This is a genomic window from Neobacillus sp. BP17 (genome assembly GCF_059579525.1).
Genome location: NZ_CM184198.1, coordinates 2,037,451 through 2,059,682 on the forward strand (window position 1 = coordinate 2,037,451; position 22,232 = coordinate 2,059,682).

The following is a 22,232-nucleotide window of genomic DNA, read 5'->3' on the forward strand; positions in this document are numbered from 1 at the left end:
TAATAGAAAACGAAAGGTCATGAGATGTTTGTTAAGAAATGGGGGTAGCCTTGCCCGCAATTGGAATCTATCGGAGGTGTAAATAATGACTAGCATTCATGCAAATGAAATTTCACAAAAAAAAATGTCAAGAAGGGCACTAATTGGATCTACCTCGGGTGCGATTATCGAATGGTATGACTTTTCGCTTTATGCTACTGCTTCAGCTGTCATTTTTCCAAAACTATTTTTTCCGAATACAGACCCGTTTATTGCAACGATCCTGTCATTCGCTACTTTTGCCTCTGGTTTCTTAGCAAGACCGATAGGAGCGATTATCTTTGGACATTTTGGGGATCGAATTGGACGAAAGAAAGCATTAATTGCTACCTTATGGATGATGGGTTTGAGCAGTGCCGCAATGGGATTAATACCAGGCTATGATACGATTGGAATATGGGCTCCCATCCTGCTTGTGTTGATGAGATTAATTCAAGGAATTGGCATTGGAGGCGAATGGGCAGGAGCTATCCTATTATCAATGGAATGGGGAAAGAAAAAGCAGCAAGGATTTATGGCTAGTATCCCAAATGCTGGAGTAGGAGCGGGGATGTTACTTTCTTCTGCGATAATAGGGTTGTGTATTACTCTAGGTGGGGACAATTTCTACGTATGGGGATGGAGAATTCCGTTTTTAGCCAGTTTATTGCTATTAGTGGCAGGGCTTATTATTCGCTCAAAGATCGATGAAACACCATCCTTCCGCAAAGTTCAAGATGGCGAAAGTGTTTCAAAACTGCCAATTCTAGATGTTATGAAAAAACATCCAAAACAGATACTTTATTCAGCATTAGTTAAATTAGCTGAACATACGCCGTTTGCTATCTATACAACATTCTTGATTAATTACAGTATTAATAATTTTCATGTGAGTTCGTCCTTTATGGTCAATGCGAATACCGGAGCAAGCTTCTTATTATGTATTTTCATCCCGCTCTTTGGCTACCTTTCTGATAAGGTTGGAATTAAACGTATGTCTAGGATGGGAATCGCTGCCACACTGATTTGGGGATTTGTATTTGTAGGGTTAGTCAATACAGGTGTACAAGCTCTCATCGCAGCAGCTATGGTTATTTCTATGGTTCCATTTTGTATGCAGACAGGTGCACTTCCAGCTTTAGCTTCACAGGCATTCCCTGCCCGCTTACGCTATAGCGGTGCTTCACTAGGTACGCAAATCCCTGCCATCTTTGCAGGAGGGATTGCTCCAATTGTTTGTACGTATTTGATACAGGCAACAGGTACAATTTGGTCACTTGGAATTTATATCGCGGTTGTGTCTATTCTTGGCCTGATTGGTACTTACAAACTTAAGAATCTAGCAACTGAACAAGAAGGTACAGTAAGTGCAGGCCGTGAAAGTGGATTGATCGTAAAAACTCCGGAAGATGTAAAAGCATAATAGTTGTTTTAAAAACAGGCTTCCTTAAGAAATGGTAAAGAAATGTCCTTCATCAAATGATGAAGGACATTTCTTTATAGGATTCGGTCTAATGAGAGGAAAAATTAATAGTCTATCGTATCTTCCTTTTGCTCCAGTAAGCTGTCAGGCAGTTTTCCAAAAGCAACATATATATCTAAGGCCATTTGTACCTCACGCCGTGTAGCGGAATCCATCATATCAATGTTAAATCTATCTTTTAAATTCGCAAGGCGGTAACGCATGCCGCCAATGGACAGGTTAAGGATTCGGGCGGTTTTATGCAAATTGCATTCATTATTTAAATAAAAATAAAGAGTTTTCAACAGTTCTGAGGACTTCTGAATATCATAGTCAAAGATAGAACCTAAAATGTTATCGGCATAGTTCTCTAATTCTTGCGGATTTCTGGCATCTAATAAAATGGAAATATGTCCAATCGCCGAGAATAAAAACACTTGCTGTTTTTGCTTATTGATTTGAGCGATTTCTAATGCCTTTTTAGCTTGTTTGTAACCTTTGTGAGTTCTATGAATACTTGGACATATATTGCTTATTCCAATACGTAGCTGTGCTGAAGGTAATTTCTGCTTTACTTCTTTTAATATGTATGTCCCGAATTTCTCTTCGCTCATATGGCAAGCCTTTAATAAATCTACGGAAATAAGTGCTTGAATCTGTCCAAACGAGTGCGAGATTAGAATATTTTCTCCTGCAATAGAAGATGAATATTTTCGAAGGATATTTATAATCACTTCCTTTTCATCATTTACAAATTCATCTTTTTGCAAATCAAAGGATTGATTTTGTAAGTTAAAAATAAACACATAATGATGTTTGTTAATCTTATAGCCTAGTAAAGATAGTTTTTTCGTAATGTTAGCATCTAAATTTGGCTTTAGTAAGACCTCGTCTAATAGTTCTCCTTTCATTCGCTGCTCTGTATCAATAGCGGTTTTTTCATTTAGAATGTGCAGTGCACAAATATTTGCTGCCCTCTCGGAAAAAGATGACTCTAGTTCTTCCATTTCTTTTGAGTTTTTAATGATTGAAATATAACCATATACACGGTTTTGTACGATAATCGGTGTAATTAACGGATAATAAGAGAATCCTTGTTCCTTTAAAAAATTTAGTTGGATAGTAGTAGCTCTCTGTTGTAACATCTCATTGATTTTATCCTGGTCTGATGAGTGAAGATGTACCTTGTTCTCGATAATGTTTTTTAAAGAATAATCTAATATATCTCCATATTCTGACAGGGTTTCAAAATCCTTGTTGGATATAACAATGCCGCATTTCAAGCTGCGTCCAAGTGTCTGAGAGATTGAGTCAAGCCCTTTTCCTTGTAAGACAATTTCTGTCAATTGGTTGCTTAAGAAATTCATTCGTTTTAATATTTCCCTTTGTCTTTCGATTCGTTTATGTGCTTGATCCAGTTCGTCTCCAATATCTTCATGTTCGTAATCACCCAATTCAGGTGAAATATCATCTCCCCAAAGATCCAATGTTTTTCCGATAAAATGGCAATGAGGATCCCCTTTTCCGATACACTCAACTTCTTTAAATACTACTTTTTTGCCTAATGAGGTGCTGCAGTAGCCGCTTGCATATCCTTCTAAAAAGTAGCAGACAGGTTCGGAATGAGTGGGGAAGTGCTGCAAATATTGTTTCGCTTCATAAGAATCATGCCAAAACCCTTCCACATCAAGTTCTTTTTTATCAGCATCGATATGAACCTTTATGGGAACCGATGATGATCGTCCCGAGAGGTTATGCATCGTGACTCCGCCCATAATCCATTCTTTCTGATTTTCCCAATTAAACATATCCTTCAGCATTAAGGCTTCATGCCGTCCGCATTGATATCCATAACGTAATAGAAAGCGTTTGGCTCTTTCAATTCCTAGAGCTAAAACTAAATCTTTGATTAACGCTCCCCAAGCATCCGCGCTTGAAATAAACATTCGATGAGACTGAAGAAAGTTGCCCTTCTCAGTGTTTGCTTTAAATAAATCACTCAAGGTAATTGTGTTTGCTTTTATCGCCATTTTTCACCCTCCAATACGAATAGATGATTAATTATTATACTATCATAATCGGATTGAATTTTCTAAAAATTAATTACTGTACATTTCGGCTGTAAAAATGAATTTTTCCTACCTAATCATAAATTGTTTCAGGTTCCTTATCTGAATAAGATATTAATATAGATTTAATTTTCTGAAAAGTTTTTCGGCAAACGATAGAAACGACAAGAATAAATGAAGTTTTTCATTTAAACGTAAAGGGGAATAAAAGATGAGACGTTCATTAAGTGATCAAGTGTGCATTGTCGGAGTAGGTGAAACGAACTTTGTAAGGGGTACAGATAAGTCATTAACACAATTATTAACGGAAGCAGCGGTGAACGCTTGTCAAGATGCCGGGATTCATCCTTCTGAGATTGATGGTGTCATTAATCCATGGAGATATAATGTCCGCTGTGAAGATTTGGTTGCAGGTTTAGGAATAAAAGAACTTAAATTCAGCGGCAGAAGTGAAATGGGAGGAGCCAGTGCGATTGCCGCGATTCAGCAGGCTGCTCTTGCTGTAGAACAGGGTGTAGCAGAATATGTGGTTGTCACTACAGGGCAAAAAGGATTTTCTGGACCGAGATTAGGAGGAACAGATCCGAGAATACTAGACTTCAATAATACAATTATGCCTAATCCAGAGTATCGGGATAATATGGAATACCCATATGGATTAATGGTTCCGATGCAGTATTTCTCTCTACATGCGAATCGCTGGTTTTACCAATATAATCCAGACCCAATCGGCATGCAAATTGTGGCAATGACATGCCGGGAGCATGCTCATAATAACAGTAAAGCCTATATGAAAGGGAGAGTGATGACAGAGGAAGACTATCAAAACTCCCCGATGCTGGTTACTCCTTTTCGATTATTCGATTGTTCTTTAGAGGTAGATGGGGCTGGCGCTGTCATTGTCACATCCAAACGCAATGCACACCGTTTCAAAAAGCCTATCTATATTGCCGGCATAGCAGAAGGTCATCCGAATCAGCCTGATGATATGCCAACGCGGCCTGACATTTTGGATATGGGAATTAAATATGCGGCACCAAGAGCTTTTGAAATGGCCGGGATCTCAAGAGATGAGGTCGATTTTGCTGAAATCTATGATTGTTTTACGTTTATCGTCTTAAGACAAATTGAAGAAATGGGCTTTTGTGAAAGAGGGGAAGCACCTGAGTTTGTAAAGAATGGACGAATTACGTATGGTGGACAATTGCCGATTAATACACATGGCGGCTTATTATCACAGGCGCATATTGTAGGAATTAATCATGTGGTAGAAGCTGTCCATCAATTACGAGGCGAAGCAGGAGCCGGACAGGTACAAGATGCAAAAATAGGGTTAGTGACAGGATATGGCGATATGGGTGATGGATCCATTGCGATTTTACACAATTAATTTATTGAAAGAGGGGTTGTCATAATGAATCAAGTTGAAATGCAGGTAATTAGGCCTTTACCAAATAGAGATTCAGATTGGTCACGTGATTGGAATTTATATAAACCTTTTTGGGAAGGAACAAGAGAATGTAAACTATTTGTCCAGGAATGTACTACTACAGGAAAGAAAATATGGCCGCCGAGATTTTTATCTCCACATGAACCAGGCGCTGAAGTAAAGTGGGTTGAGGTAGGGACAAGAGGTGTTATTTACACGTTTAATATTGTACATCGAGCTTTTTATCCATATTTTTATGATCAAGTTCCATATGCCCTTGTTGTAGTAGATGTAGGAGACGGAGTAAGATTTCTCGGAAATACAGTTGGAATGGACCCGACGAAAGTAAAAGTAGGCATGGAAATGGAAGCGGTGTTTGAAAAAGTCGATGATGAAGTAACCCTGGTTCAATGGAAGCCTGTGAATGGAGGGAATTAAAATGAACTTCCAAAACGACCTCTTAACTGGAATTCGGGTTCTTGATTTTACCTGGAGTGTTTCAGGTTCAACCACAACAAGAATACTGGCATCAATGGGGGCAGAGGTAATTAAAGTGGAATGGCCAAAGACACCTGATATGATGCGGTTTTCTATGTATGCAAAGGATGATGAACCTGGCTTAGATAATGGCGCGTTTTTTAACAGTTTAAATGTCGGCAAGAGAAGCTTTACCGTTAATATCAAATCCGCTGAAGGTATGAACATTATTAAAGAGCTGATTAAGAAATCAGATATTATTACGGAAAACTTTAGTGCAGGTGTATTTGAAAAATGGGGATTGGATTACGAGTCTCTAAAAGAATTGAATGAAGGAATTATTTATATGAGTATTTCCGGATTAGGTCATACAGGAAGGCAAAAAAATTATGGAACATGGGGTCCGACAGCTGCCGCTTTATCTGGCATGACCTATATCTCCGGTTTGCCAGATAAACATCCTAGCGGCTGGGGGTATTCGATTTTAGATATTGTTGCGGGATATACAGGTGCGTACTCCGTCTTAACGGCATTATTATATAAAAATCGTACAGGCGAAGGTCAATATATTGATATTTCACAGGTGGAAACAGCATTGCCTTTAGTTGGTACAAACCTATTAGATTACTTTGTCAATGGCCGCCCTTCCAACAGACCTGATTTTCCAACCGGTAATCGTTCTATTCTTTCTACTGATGAAAGCAAATCAGACTTTAGAGGTCCGATTGCTTGTCCTCAAAACACATACCGTTGTGCGGGCGAGGACGTGAATGACTATTGTGTTATCGCTATTTACTCTGATGATGAATGGGAAAGTTTTAAAGAGGCGATCGGTGAGCCAGAATGGGTGAATGATCCGAAATTTAACAACCTAAAATGCCGTATCCAACATCAGGATGAACTAGATCAACATATTGAAGAGTATACAAGCAGATTTCATAAATATGAAGTAATGGAAGCATTGCAGAAATACGGCATTGTTGCTGCAGCCGTTCAACAAAATGAGGAAATCGTAGAAAATGATCCTCAATTAAGATTCAGAGGTCTGTTTAAAGCTATTCAACATCCGCTCTTAGGTGAAAGATTAGTAGAAGGTGTTCCTATTAAAATGTCTCAAACATCCCCATCCATTCGTAAACCTGCGCCACTAATGGGAGAAGACAATGATTTTGTATTAAAAGAAATACTGGATTATTCAGAAGAGGAAATAGAATTACTGAATCGTAATGGTGTTTTCTGGCCATTGGATATGCCAAAAGATTCGTTTAAAGCAGTTAGACCATTATGGTAAAAGGGAAGGAGTGAACTCTGGTGGAAAAGGCCGCTTTAAAAGGGATTAAGATATTCGAGATAGGAGATCAATTGACTCAATTTGCCGGCAAGCTTCTTGCAGATATGGGCGCACAGGTGATCAAGGTGGAACCGAAGGAGGGTGCACCGTCGAGAAATATAGGTCCATTTTACAAAGATATTCCTGATAAAAATGGAAGCTTATATTTTTGGAATTATAATACTTCTAAAAAATCGATTACTTTGGATTTAAATACAAAAGAAGGTCAAGAAAAAATCCTACATTTACTGGACGATACAGATGTCATTCTTGAAGGGAATAAACCAGCTCAAATGAAAGAATGGGGCTTGGATTATGATGAGTTGTCGAGGAAGTTTCCTAGACTAGTCTATTGCTCTGTTACTCCTTTTGGCCAGGATGGACCATGGAGCAGCTATCAATCATCGGATATTGCCCAATTAGCATTGGGCGGCATTATGGCTGTCACTGGGTATGATGATATTCCTGACGCTCCCCCCATTGCTCCAACTGGCGGACAATCCTTCCATCTTGCAGGATATTTTGCTGCTATGGGCATTGTTAGTGTATTACTGTATCGAGATTTTAAAAATCAAGGCCAATATATTGATATTTCAGTACATGATTGTGTGACTGTCTCTACCGAGATGTCCCTGCCGTATTGGATTTATCAAAAAGAGCATGTCATCCGCCAAACAGGCCGGCATGCCCTACCGAACCGTTCAGTGCGTTGGAATCTCAAATGTAAGGATGGAAAATACATTCTCATCCTGAATACTTACTTGGATGCAAAAAGATGGAAGAGTCTAGTTTCCTGGCTGTCATCCCATCAGCTGGAAGAGGATTTGGGAGACGAAAGATATGCAAATGATAAATTCCGTGCGGAAAGAATGGAGCACGTAACAGATGTATTAGAGCGTTTTTGTATTCAATATGAGTCAGAATATATTTACCATACTGCACAAAGTATCGGCCTTCCTTGGGCACCAGTTCGCGCACCGGAGAATATGATTCATGATAAGCATATATTCGAAGATCGACATGTCTTCGAACCTGTCTATCATCCGGAAGTAGACGAATGGTTTACCTATCCAGGTCCGCCGTATAAATTCCATGAGACTCCTGGGCGTATTACAAGACCTCCATTATTAGGGGAGAATAATGAAGAATTGATCTCAAATGTAAAGACAAATCTTTCTAATTAACACAAGGGAATTCAGTTAATATTTCAGGGCGTAAAAATAGTATGATATGAATCTTTACTATTCGGTTAATGAGTTGATTTTGTAGTCAACTCATTAACTACTTAAGAAAAAATCTTTTGCGCTTTCATTTGTTAAACTACATTTTTGCTGTTCGTAAAGTGTTGAAGATAAACGAGTTTAACAATTATGAGTACAATTTCTTCCTGGGTGAATAGTCATTTATATCTTTTATATGCCCTGACTTTTTCGATTTACATATTTACAATTTTTTTCCGAATTTGAATCATCCAATACTCCATTGGGCTAATGGCTATCATTCTCGTATTCATCTCTTTCAAAGGAGCAAGTAGCTAATTAAAATTTTATGTCTTATTTTAGTTTTACGGGTCTACTATTTTTTATAAATGCGAGAATGCCTATTGTTCAACTTCCGCTGTATATGTCCTCAAATATGTCATTGCTGTCTTTGTTAACCGTTCTTCCTTTTATGACAAGTGTTGTATATGCAGGCAGATTTGACCGAAGACTTAATGAATTAATGAGAGGGAATTGGGTAATTTAGGGAAATTTGTATATCAGGAGTTCGATGACAACCTATCTATTAACAGGATTTATCAATATATCTGCCTTAACATTATCGCAGGAAGTTTTACATCAAGCCTACAAAATATCCCGCAAAAAATAAGAAAAGTCTTTATTAGTAAGATGACACTTAGAGCATTAGCTGTCGCATTAATTTGGAGCCCGACGGAAATTATAGTGGCCATAACAGTGGATTCAACAGGTATCAGTTATTTATCTTTATTGCCATGGCTGTTACTCTGTTCCTTTATTGTCATTTCTCTTGATTGGATCATCGGGAAAAGAAGTTTTCGCTCGATAAACGTTGAACACGATGAAGGTGTAAATCAGAAGATAAATGTCAAGAAAATGATGATTCAAATCATCAAATTAGTAATGGCTTTAGTCATTTTTTTAATCGTTGTTGTGCTAACCGGGAGCCTGTTACAACTAAGTTTTATTTTATCAGTAGCACTTGTGATTCCGTTGTTTTCTCTATGCTGGGCGATATTATTGAAGAGATGGAAAAGCTTTAAGGTAATTGGTTGGAAGACTGGGTGGGAACGTACGAATAAAATGCAGAATTTTGTTGTCTTGTTTCTTTCCCTTTCATTATTTTCCAGCAGTTTAAGCGAGACTTCCTTTCATGATGTTATAAAACAACCGTTTCTTGCCTTTAGTGATAATCTCATTGTGATCTTAATTTTTATTCAGGTTGTTTTTTTATTGGGCGGATTAATCGGTGTACATGCTATTACCACGATCGGTGTTTTATTTGAAGTGATCCAGTCTCTATATGGGATGATTAATCCCATGTAGAGACTGGATCGTGGTGATTACAAGTGCACTGGCTACGGCAACAGCAACAGCCGGAGCTTACGGGGTTACGGTTACCATGACTTCTGTGGCAACCCAGCAAAACCCGTATCGGATTACGCTAAATAATTTGCCTTTTTCCTTACTTTTCGGAGCCATTGGCATATAGATCGGTTATTTTCTCTTGTAATCTATGAAAAAATATTAAGGGGTAGAAAAATGGTTATGACGCCGCAAAAAAGTGAAGTGAAAAGTACGATTGTAAAGAATTATGATGGATATCACTCCTTTCAATACTTAATTCCAGGAAAACATTATAAACCCTTCAAGCTGCCGCAGTCAGAAAAATATCGGCAGACTGAGTTAATAAAACTTAGAGAAGATAAGGAAAGGATTTTTGAAACGTTATTGAAATACTATCCCATTGTATCCCTAAGAGATCATGGTTTTGTGGTACCCAAGAAACAAGAAGATATTATTCCTTATTGCAGGCAGCTCCATACAGCCTTTGATTATGAAGGATTAGCCTTATCCGGAGTAGATGTTCTATTCGAAAACTTCATGGACGGAATTTCTATTTTGACCTCTTCGAATGGGTTAAAATGGGATGACGTTATTTTAACATTAGGCATCCGATATTGTGATATTGCCAAACAAAATACAGTTTATATTGCCAAAAATTATCAAGATTTACTGGATGCAAAAAAGACCAATCGGATAGCGATTCTGCCTTCATTAGAGGCGGCAAGTATATTGGAGAATGAAGTGGACCGGGTAGATGTTTTATATGGCCTAGGGGTACGATGCATGGGTATTACTTATAATGAAGCCAATACATTAGGATCAGGCTTGATTGAAAAAAATGACAGCGGGCTAACGAAATTTGGCTACAAAGTTGTTGAAAGAATGAATCGATTGGGAATGGTGATTGACATCTCGCATTGCGGTGATCAGACAAGTTTGGATGTGATAGAGGTAAGTGAAGCCCCTGTTTTTATTACACATGCAGGTGCCCGAGCAATCTGGAACTCACCAAGAATGAAATCGGATGAGGTATTAAAGGCTTGTACAGATAAAGGCGGTATCATTGGAGTTTGTGCAGCCCCAAATACCACTCTTTCAGCAAAAAATCCAAACGAGCATACCATTGAGTCTGTTATGGAGCACTTAGAATATTTAATTGAACTAGTTGGAATTAACCATGTTGGACTTGGTCCTGATACCTTTTTTGGCGACCATGTTGGATTGCAGCACGCATTTGATGACATGCTGTCCCTTAGTGAATCACATGGGGAATGTTTCGAAGAATCTCCATATGTTAAAGGCTTAGAAAATCCGACCGAAGCAACGAAAAATATGGTGAGATGGTTGATTAAACACGACTACAAGGTACAAGACATCCAAAAGATTGTTGGCGGCAATGTATTGCGGGTATTAAAGGATATTTTATAAGGTGAATGGGACGGTTCTCTTGCTCCCATTTGAAGCAAGAGAACCACCCCCATGCTTTAAATCAAAACTTTTCCATTTGGCGGAAGTGTATGCTTATAGATGTTCATGAATGGGATATTAAAAATTAAAAACTATTTATAGGTCATACACTTCACTTCTCTTGATATGATATTTCCATAGTTCACTAGTTATCATGAAATCAAACATGGAGGTGAAGAGATTTTTAATAAAATATAGGGGGCTGAGTAGTTACATATATTTAAGAAAGAGGGGCTATTAATGGTATATTATAAAGTTTCTCAAGCAGAAATATATTATGAAGAAATAGGGGAAGGTGGTACACCAATATTTCGGATACAAATACGAACAGCCCGGGAAAAAAACAAGTTATTTTTGGTTAAAAAACCAACAAAATCAAAATTCAGAATCAACAGGAAAAAGTTTTGAAATTAAAAGACACCAATAGGAAACTCTATTTTTTACGCCTTTCTTAAAAGCCGGATACATGTTACTACAGACTTCTTCATTGTTCTCGGTGTCTATTCCATTCTCCTTCAGAAAGGTCGCAAACTCCTTTAAAACACCGCAAGGTGCAAGAGCTAGTGCTCTTATATACAGTATTGTGGAGACAGCTAAAGCAAATGGATTACATACATACCGCTATCTTCGCTATCTATTTGAGCAGCTTCCCAATATGGATTTGACAGATATTAATGCCTTGGACTAACTACTTCCATGGTCAGCAACTTTACCTGTTTCTTGTATTGACTTTAATCAGTTAGCTAAATAATAAATCAAGTCCCGACCTTTTTGAAGGTGGGACTATTTGACTTTTACTTTGGTAAAGATGCACCTTTTTATTTAGAAGTTTTAAGAATGATTGCTTTGTATCCATAATAATAAAAGTTCAATGATTCAGTAACTTAGAGGATATAAATTAGAGCGGTAATGAAACACTGTACGTTTCGGTTGTAAAAATCAAATTTTCCGACCTAAAACTAAATTGTTTGAATGGGATGAATTTACTAATATGTATACATGAATATAAATTTTCTAAATAATCAAATTAAAGTAGAGTAGGGGGAAACGAAATGTTAACAAAACAAGATAATCATTTATTAACAAGAATAGGACCTGGAACGCCAATGGGTGAATTGTTCCGCCGTTATTGGATTCCGGCTTTAAAGTCAGATGAAATAAAGAATGACGGGAAGCCGCAGCGTGTGAAACTGCTTGGGGAGGAATTAATCGCTTTTCGTGATACAGAAGGAAAGGTCGGCTTAATGGAAGAAGCCTGCCCGCACCGTGGGACATCACTCTATTATGGAATTAATGACGGATGCGGTCTCCGCTGTATGTATCACGGGTGGAAGTTTGATACGAACGGTGATTGCACAGAAATTCCATCTGAAGAAGGAGATCCAAAGTTCAGAAAGAAAATCAAAATCAAAAATTATCCGGTTAAAGAGGTTAAAGGGATGATTTGGACGTACATGGGACCGGAGGAGGAACAGCCGGCATTCCCTGAATTCTACTGGATGGGACTGCCGGATGAAAATATGATGTCGGAGCGGGTTTGGCAGGAATGTAACTATGCACAAGTAATGGAAAATGACCTGGATTATGTACATGCTGCGTTTCTTCATAAAGCACATGGGAAGCAGGATACAGGAGAAGGAATTTTAAGTACTGATTTAGGAATTGATCCGAACCACCCGCTTGTTAAAAATCCACCGGTTAAACAGGATGTAGAGGATGCAAATTATGGGAAGCGCTGTGTTGCAGTAGGAATTGGCAATGAAACAGACAATGCATTTATGGAAATTCACTATATCTTCCCGTTCTATACGTACCCGCCAAGATTTGAAGGGGAGGACGGCATGTGGCATGCGTTCATTCCAAGGGATGACTACAGTACTTGGTCTTGGGATGTCCAATTTGCTCATAATCGTCCGATTGATGTGCAGGCCAATTATGAACGCCGCGGCTTAAAGTTAGATGCGGATTTCAAAAAACAAATTAGTCTGGAAAATGATTATGCACAAGATCGCGAGCTGCAAAAAACAGGAAACTTCACAGGGATCCGAGGAATCGCCAATCAAGATCATGCGGCAACAGAAACGATGGGGCCAATTGTAGACCGCTCCAAAGAGCATCTTGGTACAAGTGATTTGCCAATTATTCATATGCGTCGCTTATTACTTGAGCAGGTCAAGGTATTCCAACAAGGGAAAGAAAATTTCACATTAGAGAATGGTTCCCTGAAAAACCTTTACAGTGCAGGACTATATGACAGCAATCAAAAGTCATGGCAGGAGGCCTTTCCTATACAGGACCAGTTTAAAAAGAAAGAGATCGAAGTAAAGTCGTGATAAATGGAAATAAGCTCTATCGGCTGCTGGAAAGCGTCATGCAAGAATCCAGCAGCCGATTGGCTTAATAATCAAGCACCTTTATTCGACAGAAGATTTACGAATGTTTCGACAGGTTTGAGATGAAGGTTATGAAGGAGAAACAATGGGTGAAGGAGCTGTATCGTGATGAAATCAAAGGATAAAGTTGCCATTGTTACAGGTGCCGGGCAAGGGATTGGTCTTGACGTTGCAAAGAAGTTTTTATCAGAAGGTCTGAATGTTGTGTTTGTTGATGTAAATGACGATCTGTTACATCAAGTCAGGAATTCTGACTTTTTGAAAGACTATCATCCTTCTAAAAGCCTTTTTTAACGGTAGATGTTTCCAATGTTGAAGCTGTTGAAAATAGTGTCATAATAATTTTGGAAAATTGGGGAAGAATTGACATTTTAGTAAATAACGCAGATGTTCAAAAGGAAACCACCATTGAGGATATAACAGAAGAATGGAATCATCTTCTATCTGTCAATCTTGCCTCTCAAGCGGTTATCCCGATCATGAAGGAACAAGGTCAGGGAAGGATAATCAATCTATCATCTTATAGTGGTCAACCTAGCCATTAACCTCTGGTGCACACTACATTGCTTCAAAAGCAGCGCAGCTCTTAACCAAAACCTTTGCCAAATATCTCGCGAACGATGGGATTTCGGTTAATTCCATTGCCCCCGCAGCAATAAAAACACCGGAGATGGACAAGATAGATCCGGATAGACAAGAAATGATGAAAAAGGCGATACCGTTAAAGAGATTTGGTACTGCCGATGAGATAGCGAATATGGTTTCCTATCTTGTCTCAGATGCTGCCAATATATCACGGGAGCTACGATTGATATAAATGGCGGTTTGTTGATGCGTTAAGTGCGGGAAAAATGAGAAGGAGAGACGGAAAGCAGGGATTTTAATGACATTAGAAGAATACTTGCGCACGATTTTAGATGATAAGGAAATAGAGCTAGCAATACTGGAGCCGGCCTTTACTTTTAATCTAGAAGAATATGAGGAGACATGCCATGAATGAACTTCTTTTTGAAACGATTGAATCCGTAGGGAATGCGATTAAAAATAAACAGTTATCACCGGTTGAACTAACGCAGATGACCTTAAACCAGATTCGCGAGCATGAACCAAGGTTCAATGCGTTTATTACCGTAATGGAAGAAGAGACAATGGCCCAGGCGAAGCAATTGGAAGCAGAATTGCTGAACAATCATGTGAGGGGGCACTTACACGGAATACCGATTGCGGTGAAGGATATTTTACAAACAAAGGGTGTGAAAACGACTGGCGGCTCGAAGATTTTTGAAGGCTGGATTCCTAATGAAGATGCCGCAGCTGTTCAAAAATTAAGAGAAGCCGGTGCCATTATTATCGGAAAGGCCAACCTACATGAATTTGCCATGGGTGCGACGACCGAAAATCCTCATTATGGCAGCACAAAGAACCCTTGGAATACAGCAAGAATTCCAGGCGGCTCAAGCGGCGGGTCAGCGGTAGCCACCGCCACAGGGATGGCTTTTGGTGCGGTCGGTACTGATACGGCCGGGTCCATCCGGCTACCGGCTGCGATGTGTGGTACCGTAGGATTCAAACCAACCTATGGAGTAGTCAGCAGACGGGGCTGCCTTCCTTTCAGTTGGTCATTGGATCATGTAGGGCCAATGACAAGAACCGTAAAGGATGCGGCCATCATGCTTGAGGTCATGAGAGGGCATGATGTGAAAGATCCGGCATCTGTTAAAAGGAATGTTCCTGTTCGATTTGACTCCTTAGGCGATTTAAAGGGTGTTAGGCTAGGATTCTGCGAGCCTTACATGTTTTCTGGGATTGATGCTGATGTGAAATCGGTGATTGAACAAGCATTCCGTCAAATAGAATCACTTGGCGCTGAAATCATTCCGATTGATTTACCAGGAATAGATGAAGCCCTTAACGCCTTAAAGGCAATCGCACAATCAGAGGTGGTCTCCGTTCATGAACCATTATTTAAAAAATACGGTCATCTATACGGAGATGATTTGAAATACCGGTTTGAATTTGGCAGTGATATTTCCGCAACGGCTTATCTTCGTGCCCAGCGCAGAAGAGACCAATTTGTCAGAGAAACAATTAAACAAATGCATGGGATTGACGCCTTAGTCGGCCCAACAAATGTCCAGCCGCCATTTGAAATCGGTACAATGGTTCCTTCAATGGCAATCAGCAATATGTTTACACTTGGAAAAACACCATTAGCCAATATCCTGGGTTTCCCAGCGCTATCCGTAGCCTGCGGCTTTACAACAGAAAACTTGCCAGTTGGATTGCAACTAATCGGAAAACCATTCACAGATTGTCGAGTGCTTCAAATTGGCGACTGCTACGAAAGCTCAATGCCATGGGTCAAAGCACTAAAATTATGCAAGGGGACGGTTCCGCTCCATCCTCGAACTAAGGAAGCAGAGGGACGGTTATCCTGTTTCCTCAAACAAAATAAAGAATAAGAGGAAAACTATATGATACGGAAAATGGACCACGTAGCCATAATGGTTCGTGATATGGATCAATCGATTCGGTTTTATTCGGAGATTTTTGGATTTAACGTCCGTCTCCGGGGAAGTAAACCCGAACGCGAAATGACTTTTTTGAATCTTGAATCACAGCCGGATTTGGAGATTGAGCTTATTCAAGAGAAAACAGCAGCTGCTGAGTACAGTGAAACGGGTATTGTGAACCATCTTGCTTTTACAGTCGAAAACATTGATGAAACGATTCAGTTTTTAAAAGAAAAAGAGATCGTCTTTACTTCGGATGAAGTGAAGCCAACGCTGGAAGGCGGGCGCATGATCCTCTTTCACGGGCCAAGCCGGGAGCTGCTGCAATTAGTAGAAAAAGTAAAATGAGCCGGGTCAGCATTTTCAATAGTGCTAAGGTGGCATTAAGATGTCATCTCTCAAAAAACTACATATATTAGGAGGATAAAAAATGGCAAGAGTTATGCGTTTAGGCCGCGTGGAATTAAATGTATTAGACTTAGATAGATCAGTAGAATACTATACAAAGGTTATTGGGTTAGAAGAAACGGGACGTATGGGAAACAGTGTTTACTTAAAAGCATGGGATGAATTTGATCATCATAGTTTAATTTTAACAAAATCGAACAAGGCGGGTTTAATCCATTTAGCCTTTAAAGTAGAGACTCTTGATGATCTGGCCTATTATGAAAGAAGAATAGAGGAATTTGGATGTGCGACTACTCGTATTTCCAACAATACTAGATTAGCTGAAGGGGAAGCCGTCCATTTTATTTTACCAACTGGTCATCACTGTGAACTTTATCATGAAATCGGTTTCTTGGGAACAGCCGTGGGAACGAAAAACCCTCATCCGTGGCCAATAGGTACAAAAGGGATCGCTCCACATCGCCTTGATCACCTATTACTTACTGGTGACGATTTAATAACAGTTACAAGATTCTTTGTTGAAGTGCTTAATTTCGGACAAAGTGAAAGAGTAGTTACAGAAGGGGAAGAAGAATTAGTCGGCAGTTTCTTATTTACGACAAATACAGCTCATGATATTGCTTTTGTAAAAGGGCCTGATGCAAAACTTCATCATGCAGCATTCGGTGTAGATTCCCTTCATGATGTATTTAAAGCAGCGGATTTATTATCGATGTATGAAGTACCATTCGATGTGACTCCTACCCGACACGGAATTTCAAGAGGACAAACAATTTATTTCTTTGACCCATCAGGAAACCGTAACGAAGCATTTGCAGGTGGATATATGGCATTTCGGGATATGCCAACGATTACATGGGATGCATCAAAAATTGGAACCGGCATTTTTTATCACCGCAGAGAATTATCTGAATCCTTCATGAAAGCGTTAACTTGATTTAAGTTGCATAGTAAATGAAATTAACTGAAATACACTCTCGGTATTTCCCACTGGATTCCAAAAAAATTACTGGTAATATCGGTCTTTTTTGAGGTCTTTGGGAATAAACGAAGATTGTATTTACTATGGGTATCGGTAGGTTCGTCCGTATTTGGTAGATGAACATGGTGATTTGCCGGTGTTTTTAGCACTACAAGCCAAATGGCAGCAAAGTTCACTGCGTCATGATTAGAGGCATGATTTAAATGCGGATATAAGGGCAAGTCATATTGGCAATCGTAGGCATTCATCAAATAGAGATGATAACTATTGAAATATTTCATTCTATGTATATCTCAGCCATTGTCGATATTCTGATAGGTCTGAAGTGAAATAATAATAGGTTTCAATAGAAAAACCCCTATCCTTCATAATTTTAATAAGGAAAAATATCCCTCTAACTGCGATTATTGGGGCGTTTTTAAAAAGTCAGGAGGTTTTTTGAATAAATCACGACAATATTTCAACACTTTATTTCCGGTTTGAAATTATTGATCAAAATAATAGACTCCCTACAAGGTGGAGGTGAGGTGGAGCAAGGGATTCCTTATCCCTTCTGTCTCGGCGAATGCCGAGAGTCTATCTAAAATAAAGGAGCAACGATATGTATAAAGTAACTTTAAAGGTAAGAAATCAACAATTTGAGTATAATTGTACTCCAGACCAAACACCTTTAAGAGCAGCTCGAAACGAGTTTATACCATTTCCGACAGGATGCCAGCGCGGTGGCTGCGGGATGTGCAAGATGAAAGTTTTAGAAGGGGAATATGAGCAAGAATTGGTTCGTTCACATGACGCACTGTCTGATGAGGAACTAGCTAATGGTTTTGCTCTGGCTTGTTGTATGATAGTTAAAAGTGATCTTGGTATTATTACGGCAGAAGATTACGAAAGCCAACTAAAAAAAGCTAGTTTGGAAGAGAAATAAGATGCTATATCAAAAATACGCTTTAACCCAATCGCTAGCATTGAAAATTCTTGAGGCAGTTACAAATAAAGCAAAAGAGTTTGGAATTAAAATAAATGCTGCCATTGTAGATGAAGGAGCCAATTTAAAAGCGGTTCAAGAATTTACGTTGAGCGTCCAATTTATGAAGAATTCGTAGACAATCCCTTGTAATGAAAATAATAATACTTTTCAGACTATAAAGTTTAATATGCTGAAACTTTGTAATTTTCACTGAAGCTATGAATAGCAAGATATATTTATCTAATAATTTAGAAAATTATTATCTTGGCTAACAAATTTCTATTCGTGAATTTCTGACATGTTTTCGTGACAGGGTTCCAATAAAAGGGCAGAGACTACCACTAATAAGGTGTGGGGATGATTATGACTGTTAAGACTACCTGATGAATAACGTACAACGGTATCCGAAAACAGAAGTTGTTTAATCATTCCTTAAGTGAGAGTTGAACATTGGAACAAGGTGAATCCCAGTTTATTGGGATACCACCTGAACAGATTTGTACTAGGGCCTTTTATTTCTGTTTCTAGTTGCTTCGGCCATTCTGACATTAATCATTTCCTTAACCATTAATACTAACAAAAGCAATGAAATGAATAGAAATTCTGCAACAGAGCTAGCTTAATATAATAAAACCTATAATCAAGATGTCTAATGTGCGCTATCGGGCTTAAAAGTATTTGAAGAAGAATGCCAAAGACAGGGTTAACCTTTTGTAAAGAAGAAGTGTAATCAATTGTTAGTCAAAAATCTCCAATATTTGAAATTACTGATGATAACAATCTGATACTTCTTCTTTTTTAATGGTTTTTGGAACAGTAAGCGAGACTGGCACTTACCTTAATTAAAAGTTTCTTTTAAATGACAAGCCAAATGAATTTTTAACATGTCATCAGGATTATCAAAGCTTAGGTCTAATTCTTCTTCAATTCTTTTTAATCGTTGATATAATGTGTTGATATGAATATGCATTTTCTTAGCAGTATCTATTGCAGATTTATTTGACGAGATATATATTAGCAGGGTTTTTTCCAACTCACTATTTTGAGCTTTTTCAGTTCGTAGACGTGAGAATATTTCTTCAGTATAGTTCTTAATCTCTTGATTGGGATGAGTTAGAAAAAATCGATTCACCCCAATATCCTCATATCGCATTAGCCCAGGTTTATTCCTGTTAAGCAAAAAGGAAATGGCTTTGTTCGCTTCTGTATAGCTTTTTGCAATGTCTTCGATATTCCGATAGGTTGAACCGATGCCGCCATATAAATTCTGTTTCTCGTTTTTTTCCCATTCTTTAATCACATTTTTCAGGTGATAAACAATGGTATTGGCGTAATTAACGTTCTCAATGGAAATGAGAAGAGTGATTTTATTGTGATAAGCATAAACAAGCTTGTTTATATTCGAAAGTTCCTGATTTAATTTTGACAATAATCGTTGAATTCGTGCCTCTACTTTGTATGGCTCAATAGAACTCGGGATCTCACATAAAACAACAAATGAATAAGATGAAAATGTAAAGTTGAATTGATATGCTGTTGAAATGACGGTTTCGTGATCCGGACTTTCGAGCAGCTGATTAAAATATTCGTGTGCTTTTTTATAATGAAGTTCAGTTAATGAAATTTTCTTCACGAGTTCCAGTGCTAGAACCGAAGCACTTTGTTCAATGCTGACTATGTCCATTTGACGAAGTGGGTGAAAGAGAGTAACAATTATACAACCCAATATGACATTACCGACTACAATAGGATAAAAGTAATAGTCTTGATTTTGAATTTCGATAAAAACGGGAGTACATTGTTCATTTGAAATAACATTAGATACCATATCAAAGGTTATTTTCTGTTGTTTATTTTTCCCCCAATATACTTCGTTATCTAAAAGGTCAACATAACCGATAGGCATCCCTAGTATCCGATCTGTTTCGTCAATAATTTTTTTTATCCCTTTATTTTTTATGGACAGCTGAGTTAATGTTTCATGCACACTAATTCTTTGTTGCAGTAGTTGGTTTTTCTCCTCTAATTCTTTGCTTAATTGCTCAACAGTCTCCAATCTTGTTTGGGCGTCTTTATATAATTTAGCGTTGTTATAGGCAATAGCGACTTGGGAGGAGAAGCCCTCTAGTAACCTTAAATCTTTCTCTGCAAAACTTCTACTCTTATAAAATTGGAGAACGGCTAGCGTGCCTATACATTGTTCCTCCAGCATAACTGGAACAATAATCATTGCCTTTGCAGTATCCTTTTGTTTATCAAAAATTAAATGCTCACGAGAATCATTATCGGATACAATTTCTTCTTGGAAATGATATATTCTTGGGATCTGATCAGCAAATACTTTACCAGAGATATTTTCGCCGATTTTGGTTTTATATTGATAATATTCATCATTCAGTCCAACTAATGCGCGTGGAACTAAAAGTTTGGTTTCAGTATCAAAGAGCCGGAAAACACCTGCGTCCGCGGCAGGGATAACAGTAAGTGCAATGCTGATAATTTTATTCAACAGCTCTTTGAGAACCAGTGTGGAAGTAAGAGCTTGAGTACTTTCAATTATTTTTTCCAGCTCATTATTGTCGGATTTACTAATCTCCGTATAATAAAAACCGGAAAATAGGAGATAAAACTGATCGAAATCAGTTCGATTAAGAGAACTGCAGTTACCTGACAAATACAGGATTACCCGCTCGTTATCTACAAAGGGAATAGACATGTACACCTCATTATTTTGTTGTAGAAAAGTATAGTTGGTATTCCCATGTAAGTTTACTAGCTGGGAAGGAAGAGAGAGGGAGAATTCTGCATTTGTTAAGCATAATTCCATTTTATTTGGTTTACCCAACCATACGTGGTATTTGAGCCCCGCGAATTTTTCATGTACGAATCTTTCGATTGTAGAAATATTGGGCATTGAAGTCCCTCCTTTGGTGTATAAAAGTACATAAATCATATTGATAATAGTTAAAAATCTACATATATTATCATTTTATAATAGTTTAAAATAAGCATATAGTCGAGAGGAATTTGTTATTTGATTAAGTTAACAGTCAAATAGATAAATAGAGGAGTGAGTTATATGAATACGCTTACAAAGTTTTATAATTAAATCTGCGAACAATTTTACCATCATTCCTATGTCAAAAGATTGAAATGACCAACGGAAACATCCTGAAACGTTTTAAGCAGTTTTTTCCTTGCTTATGAGAGGTGCGGAATCGTTTGTTTCAAGATTTAAAGTCAAAATATAATCATGGGAAAAACTCCTATTCAGGCTTGGCGTAAGAACCAAGGCCTGACATATGAGTTTTTTATTATTGGATTAACTAACATGTTCAAGATGAATATTTACTGTACGATTTGGTTGTAAAAACCATATTTTCAGGCCTAAAGCTAAATTGTTTGAGTAAGTAAATTGCTATAAAATAAGCTATTGTTAAATTTTTTGAATAATTTGATAAAATTTAAAGAGATGAGAGTTAGGCCTATAGCAATAGGATCAATATACAAAAAGTGAGGTCGAAAATATGAATTTAAAGAACTATGATGGGTATCAGTCCTTTCAATATTTAACTCCAGGAAAACACTAAAAACCTTTCCAACTGCCACAGTCCAAAAAATATCCGCAGACGGAAGAAATTAAACTAAGAGAAGTTCAAGAAAAGAGATTTTAAACCTTATTAATATACTATCCAATTGTTTCCCTTTGAGATCAAGGCTTTGTGGTTCCTAAGAATAAAGAAGATATTATCTCTTATTGCCGGCAGCTTTATACAGTCTACGATTTTGAAGGAATGTCCTTATCCGGAATAGACGTACTATTTGATAACTTCATGGATGGAATCTCGTTTTTGACATCTACCAACGGGTTAAAGTGCGAAGTATGAATCGAATGGGGATGGGGATTGACATCTCACATTGTGGAAATCAGACGAGTTTGTATGTTATTGAGGCAAGTGAAGTACCTGTCTTTATCACCCATGCAGGTGCACGGGCGGTCTGGAACTCACAAAGAATGAAATCAGACGAAGTCCTAAAGGCTTGTGCGAATAAGGGAAGAGTAATCGGCGTTTGTGTTGCACCCAATACCACTCTATCAGAAGAAAATCCAAACAAACATAACATTGAATAA

General features: G+C 38.1%; 20 protein-coding genes and 1 pseudogene. 19 read left to right on the forward strand and 2 right to left on the reverse strand.

Going from position 1 to position 22,232, the window contains the following annotated elements:
• Window positions 1-85: 85 nt before the first annotated feature.
• Complete coding sequence (locus AC4QJR_RS09820; RefSeq protein ID WP_496526020.1) at window positions 86-1,441, forward strand: MFS transporter; 1,356 nt, start codon at window positions 86-88, stop codon at window positions 1,439-1,441.
• A gap of 104 nt (window positions 1,442-1,545) precedes the next feature.
• On the opposite strand, the gene AC4QJR_RS09825 is transcribed toward AC4QJR_RS09820, so the two are convergent.
• The gene (locus AC4QJR_RS09825; RefSeq protein WP_496526021.1) at window positions 1,546-3,510 is read right to left on the reverse strand and encodes a XylR N-terminal domain-containing protein; all 1,965 of its coding nucleotides are present in this window, start codon (window positions 3,508-3,510) and stop codon (window positions 1,546-1,548) included.
• Window positions 3,511-3,760: 250 nt separating this feature from the next.
• Between AC4QJR_RS09825 and AC4QJR_RS09830 the strand changes: the two genes are divergently transcribed.
• From AC4QJR_RS09830 to AC4QJR_RS09910, 17 genes and pseudogenes are all read left to right on the forward strand, one after another.
• Window positions 3,761-4,939, forward strand: coding sequence for a thiolase family protein (locus tag AC4QJR_RS09830; RefSeq protein WP_496526022.1), 1,179 nt, complete (start codon window positions 3,761-3,763; stop codon window positions 4,937-4,939).
• Window positions 4,940-4,963: 24 nt separating this feature from the next.
• Window positions 4,964-5,416 (forward strand): Zn-ribbon domain-containing OB-fold protein, encoded by a 453-nt coding sequence (locus AC4QJR_RS09835; protein ID WP_496526023.1) that lies wholly within the window; start codon window positions 4,964-4,966, stop codon window positions 5,414-5,416.
• A 1-nt stretch (window position 5,417) separates the two neighbouring features.
• Entirely contained in the window at window positions 5,418-6,746 is a 1,329-nt protein-coding gene (locus tag AC4QJR_RS09840; protein ID WP_496526024.1) for a CaiB/BaiF CoA transferase family protein, read from the forward strand.
• 20 nt (window positions 6,747-6,766) lie between these two features.
• Window positions 6,767-7,969 carry a CaiB/BaiF CoA transferase family protein gene (locus AC4QJR_RS09845; RefSeq protein ID WP_496526025.1) on the forward strand — a complete coding sequence of 401 codons (1,203 nt, stop codon included), beginning with the start codon at window positions 6,767-6,769 and terminating at the stop codon, window positions 7,967-7,969.
• Window positions 7,970-8,518: 549 nt separating this feature from the next.
• Window positions 8,519-9,349, forward strand: a complete 831-nt coding sequence (locus tag AC4QJR_RS09850) for a hypothetical protein (RefSeq protein WP_496526026.1) — start codon at window positions 8,519-8,521, stop codon at window positions 9,347-9,349.
• A 10-nt stretch (window positions 9,350-9,359) separates the two neighbouring features.
• Complete coding sequence (locus AC4QJR_RS09855) at window positions 9,360-9,515, forward strand: hypothetical protein (protein ID WP_496526027.1); 156 nt, start codon at window positions 9,360-9,362, stop codon at window positions 9,513-9,515.
• A 50-nt stretch (window positions 9,516-9,565) separates the two neighbouring features.
• Complete coding sequence (locus AC4QJR_RS09860) at window positions 9,566-10,798, forward strand: dipeptidase (RefSeq protein ID WP_496526028.1); 1,233 nt, start codon at window positions 9,566-9,568, stop codon at window positions 10,796-10,798.
• A gap of 580 nt (window positions 10,799-11,378) precedes the next feature.
• Window positions 11,379-11,525: pseudogene (locus AC4QJR_RS09865) on the forward strand (transposase domain-containing protein); the annotation flags it as partial.
• Between the two features lie 364 nt (window positions 11,526-11,889).
• The gene (locus AC4QJR_RS09870; protein WP_496526029.1) at window positions 11,890-13,170 is read left to right on the forward strand and encodes a Rieske 2Fe-2S domain-containing protein; all 1,281 of its coding nucleotides are present in this window, start codon (window positions 11,890-11,892) and stop codon (window positions 13,168-13,170) included.
• 168 nt (window positions 13,171-13,338) lie between these two features.
• Entirely contained in the window at window positions 13,339-13,524 is a 186-nt protein-coding gene (locus tag AC4QJR_RS09875; protein ID WP_496526650.1) for an SDR family NAD(P)-dependent oxidoreductase, read from the forward strand.
• Between the two features lie 50 nt (window positions 13,525-13,574).
• Complete coding sequence (locus AC4QJR_RS09880; RefSeq protein WP_496526030.1) at window positions 13,575-13,775, forward strand: SDR family NAD(P)-dependent oxidoreductase; 201 nt, start codon at window positions 13,575-13,577, stop codon at window positions 13,773-13,775.
• A gap of 17 nt (window positions 13,776-13,792) precedes the next feature.
• A complete protein-coding gene (locus tag AC4QJR_RS09885; RefSeq protein ID WP_496526651.1) occupies window positions 13,793-14,047 on the forward strand; it encodes an SDR family NAD(P)-dependent oxidoreductase in 255 nt (84 codons plus the stop codon).
• 175 nt (window positions 14,048-14,222) lie between these two features.
• Entirely contained in the window at window positions 14,223-15,692 is a 1,470-nt protein-coding gene (locus AC4QJR_RS09890; protein WP_496526031.1) for an amidase, read from the forward strand.
• Window positions 15,693-15,704: 12 nt separating this feature from the next.
• Window positions 15,705-16,091 (forward strand): VOC family protein, encoded by a 387-nt coding sequence (locus AC4QJR_RS09895; RefSeq protein WP_496526032.1) that lies wholly within the window; start codon window positions 15,705-15,707, stop codon window positions 16,089-16,091.
• Window positions 16,092-16,173: 82 nt separating this feature from the next.
• Window positions 16,174-17,088 (forward strand): catechol 2,3-dioxygenase, encoded by a 915-nt coding sequence (locus AC4QJR_RS09900; RefSeq protein ID WP_496526033.1) that lies wholly within the window; start codon window positions 16,174-16,176, stop codon window positions 17,086-17,088.
• A gap of 646 nt (window positions 17,089-17,734) precedes the next feature.
• The gene (locus AC4QJR_RS09905) at window positions 17,735-18,058 is read left to right on the forward strand and encodes a 2Fe-2S iron-sulfur cluster-binding protein (RefSeq protein WP_496526034.1); all 324 of its coding nucleotides are present in this window, start codon (window positions 17,735-17,737) and stop codon (window positions 18,056-18,058) included.
• A 1-nt stretch (window position 18,059) separates the two neighbouring features.
• On the forward strand, window positions 18,060-18,236 hold the full coding sequence (locus AC4QJR_RS09910; RefSeq protein WP_496526035.1) for a hypothetical protein: 177 nt from the start codon (window positions 18,060-18,062) through the stop codon (window positions 18,234-18,236).
• Between the two features lie 702 nt (window positions 18,237-18,938).
• Here the strand turns inward: AC4QJR_RS09910 and AC4QJR_RS09915 are convergent.
• Window positions 18,939-21,014 carry a helix-turn-helix domain-containing protein gene (locus tag AC4QJR_RS09915; RefSeq protein ID WP_496526036.1) on the reverse strand — a complete coding sequence of 692 codons (2,076 nt, stop codon included), beginning with the start codon at window positions 21,012-21,014 and terminating at the stop codon, window positions 18,939-18,941.
• A 969-nt stretch (window positions 21,015-21,983) separates the two neighbouring features.
• On the opposite strand from AC4QJR_RS09915, the gene AC4QJR_RS09920 reads away from it, so the two are divergent.
• Complete coding sequence (locus tag AC4QJR_RS09920; protein ID WP_496526037.1) at window positions 21,984-22,232, forward strand: membrane dipeptidase; 249 nt, start codon at window positions 21,984-21,986, stop codon at window positions 22,230-22,232.

What these genes read in the sequence shown, in the direction of transcription:
- AC4QJR_RS09910 (WP_496526035.1), top strand. Translation starts at nt 18,060, where the DNA reads ATGCTATATCAAAAATACGCTTTAACCCAATCGCTAGCATTGAAAATT.
- AC4QJR_RS09900 (WP_496526033.1), top strand. Translation starts at nt 16,174, where the DNA reads ATGGCAAGAGTTATGCGTTTAGGCCGCGTGGAATTAAATGTATTAGAC.
- AC4QJR_RS09830 (WP_496526022.1), top strand. Translation starts at nt 3,761, where the DNA reads ATGAGACGTTCATTAAGTGATCAAGTGTGCATTGTCGGAGTAGGTGAA.
- AC4QJR_RS09840 (WP_496526024.1), top strand. Translation starts at nt 5,418, where the DNA reads ATGAACTTCCAAAACGACCTCTTAACTGGAATTCGGGTTCTTGATTTT.
- AC4QJR_RS09905 (WP_496526034.1), top strand. Translation starts at nt 17,735, where the DNA reads ATGTATAAAGTAACTTTAAAGGTAAGAAATCAACAATTTGAGTATAAT.
- AC4QJR_RS09915 (WP_496526036.1), bottom strand. Translation starts at nt 21,014, where the DNA reads ATGCCCAATATTTCTACAATCGAAAGATTCGTACATGAAAAATTCGCG.
- AC4QJR_RS09890 (WP_496526031.1), top strand. Translation starts at nt 14,223, where the DNA reads ATGAATGAACTTCTTTTTGAAACGATTGAATCCGTAGGGAATGCGATT.
- AC4QJR_RS09835 (WP_496526023.1), top strand. Translation starts at nt 4,964, where the DNA reads ATGAATCAAGTTGAAATGCAGGTAATTAGGCCTTTACCAAATAGAGAT.
- AC4QJR_RS09875 (WP_496526650.1), top strand. Translation starts at nt 13,339, where the DNA reads ATGAAATCAAAGGATAAAGTTGCCATTGTTACAGGTGCCGGGCAAGGG.
- AC4QJR_RS09820 (WP_496526020.1), top strand. Translation starts at nt 86, where the DNA reads ATGACTAGCATTCATGCAAATGAAATTTCACAAAAAAAAATGTCAAGA.
- AC4QJR_RS09860 (WP_496526028.1), top strand. Translation starts at nt 9,566, where the DNA reads ATGGTTATGACGCCGCAAAAAAGTGAAGTGAAAAGTACGATTGTAAAG.
- AC4QJR_RS09825 (WP_496526021.1), bottom strand. Translation starts at nt 3,510, where the DNA reads ATGGCGATAAAAGCAAACACAATTACCTTGAGTGATTTATTTAAAGCA.
- AC4QJR_RS09870 (WP_496526029.1), top strand. Translation starts at nt 11,890, where the DNA reads ATGTTAACAAAACAAGATAATCATTTATTAACAAGAATAGGACCTGGA.
- AC4QJR_RS09895 (WP_496526032.1), top strand. Translation starts at nt 15,705, where the DNA reads ATGATACGGAAAATGGACCACGTAGCCATAATGGTTCGTGATATGGAT.
- AC4QJR_RS09920 (WP_496526037.1), top strand. Translation starts at nt 21,984, where the DNA reads ATGAATCGAATGGGGATGGGGATTGACATCTCACATTGTGGAAATCAG.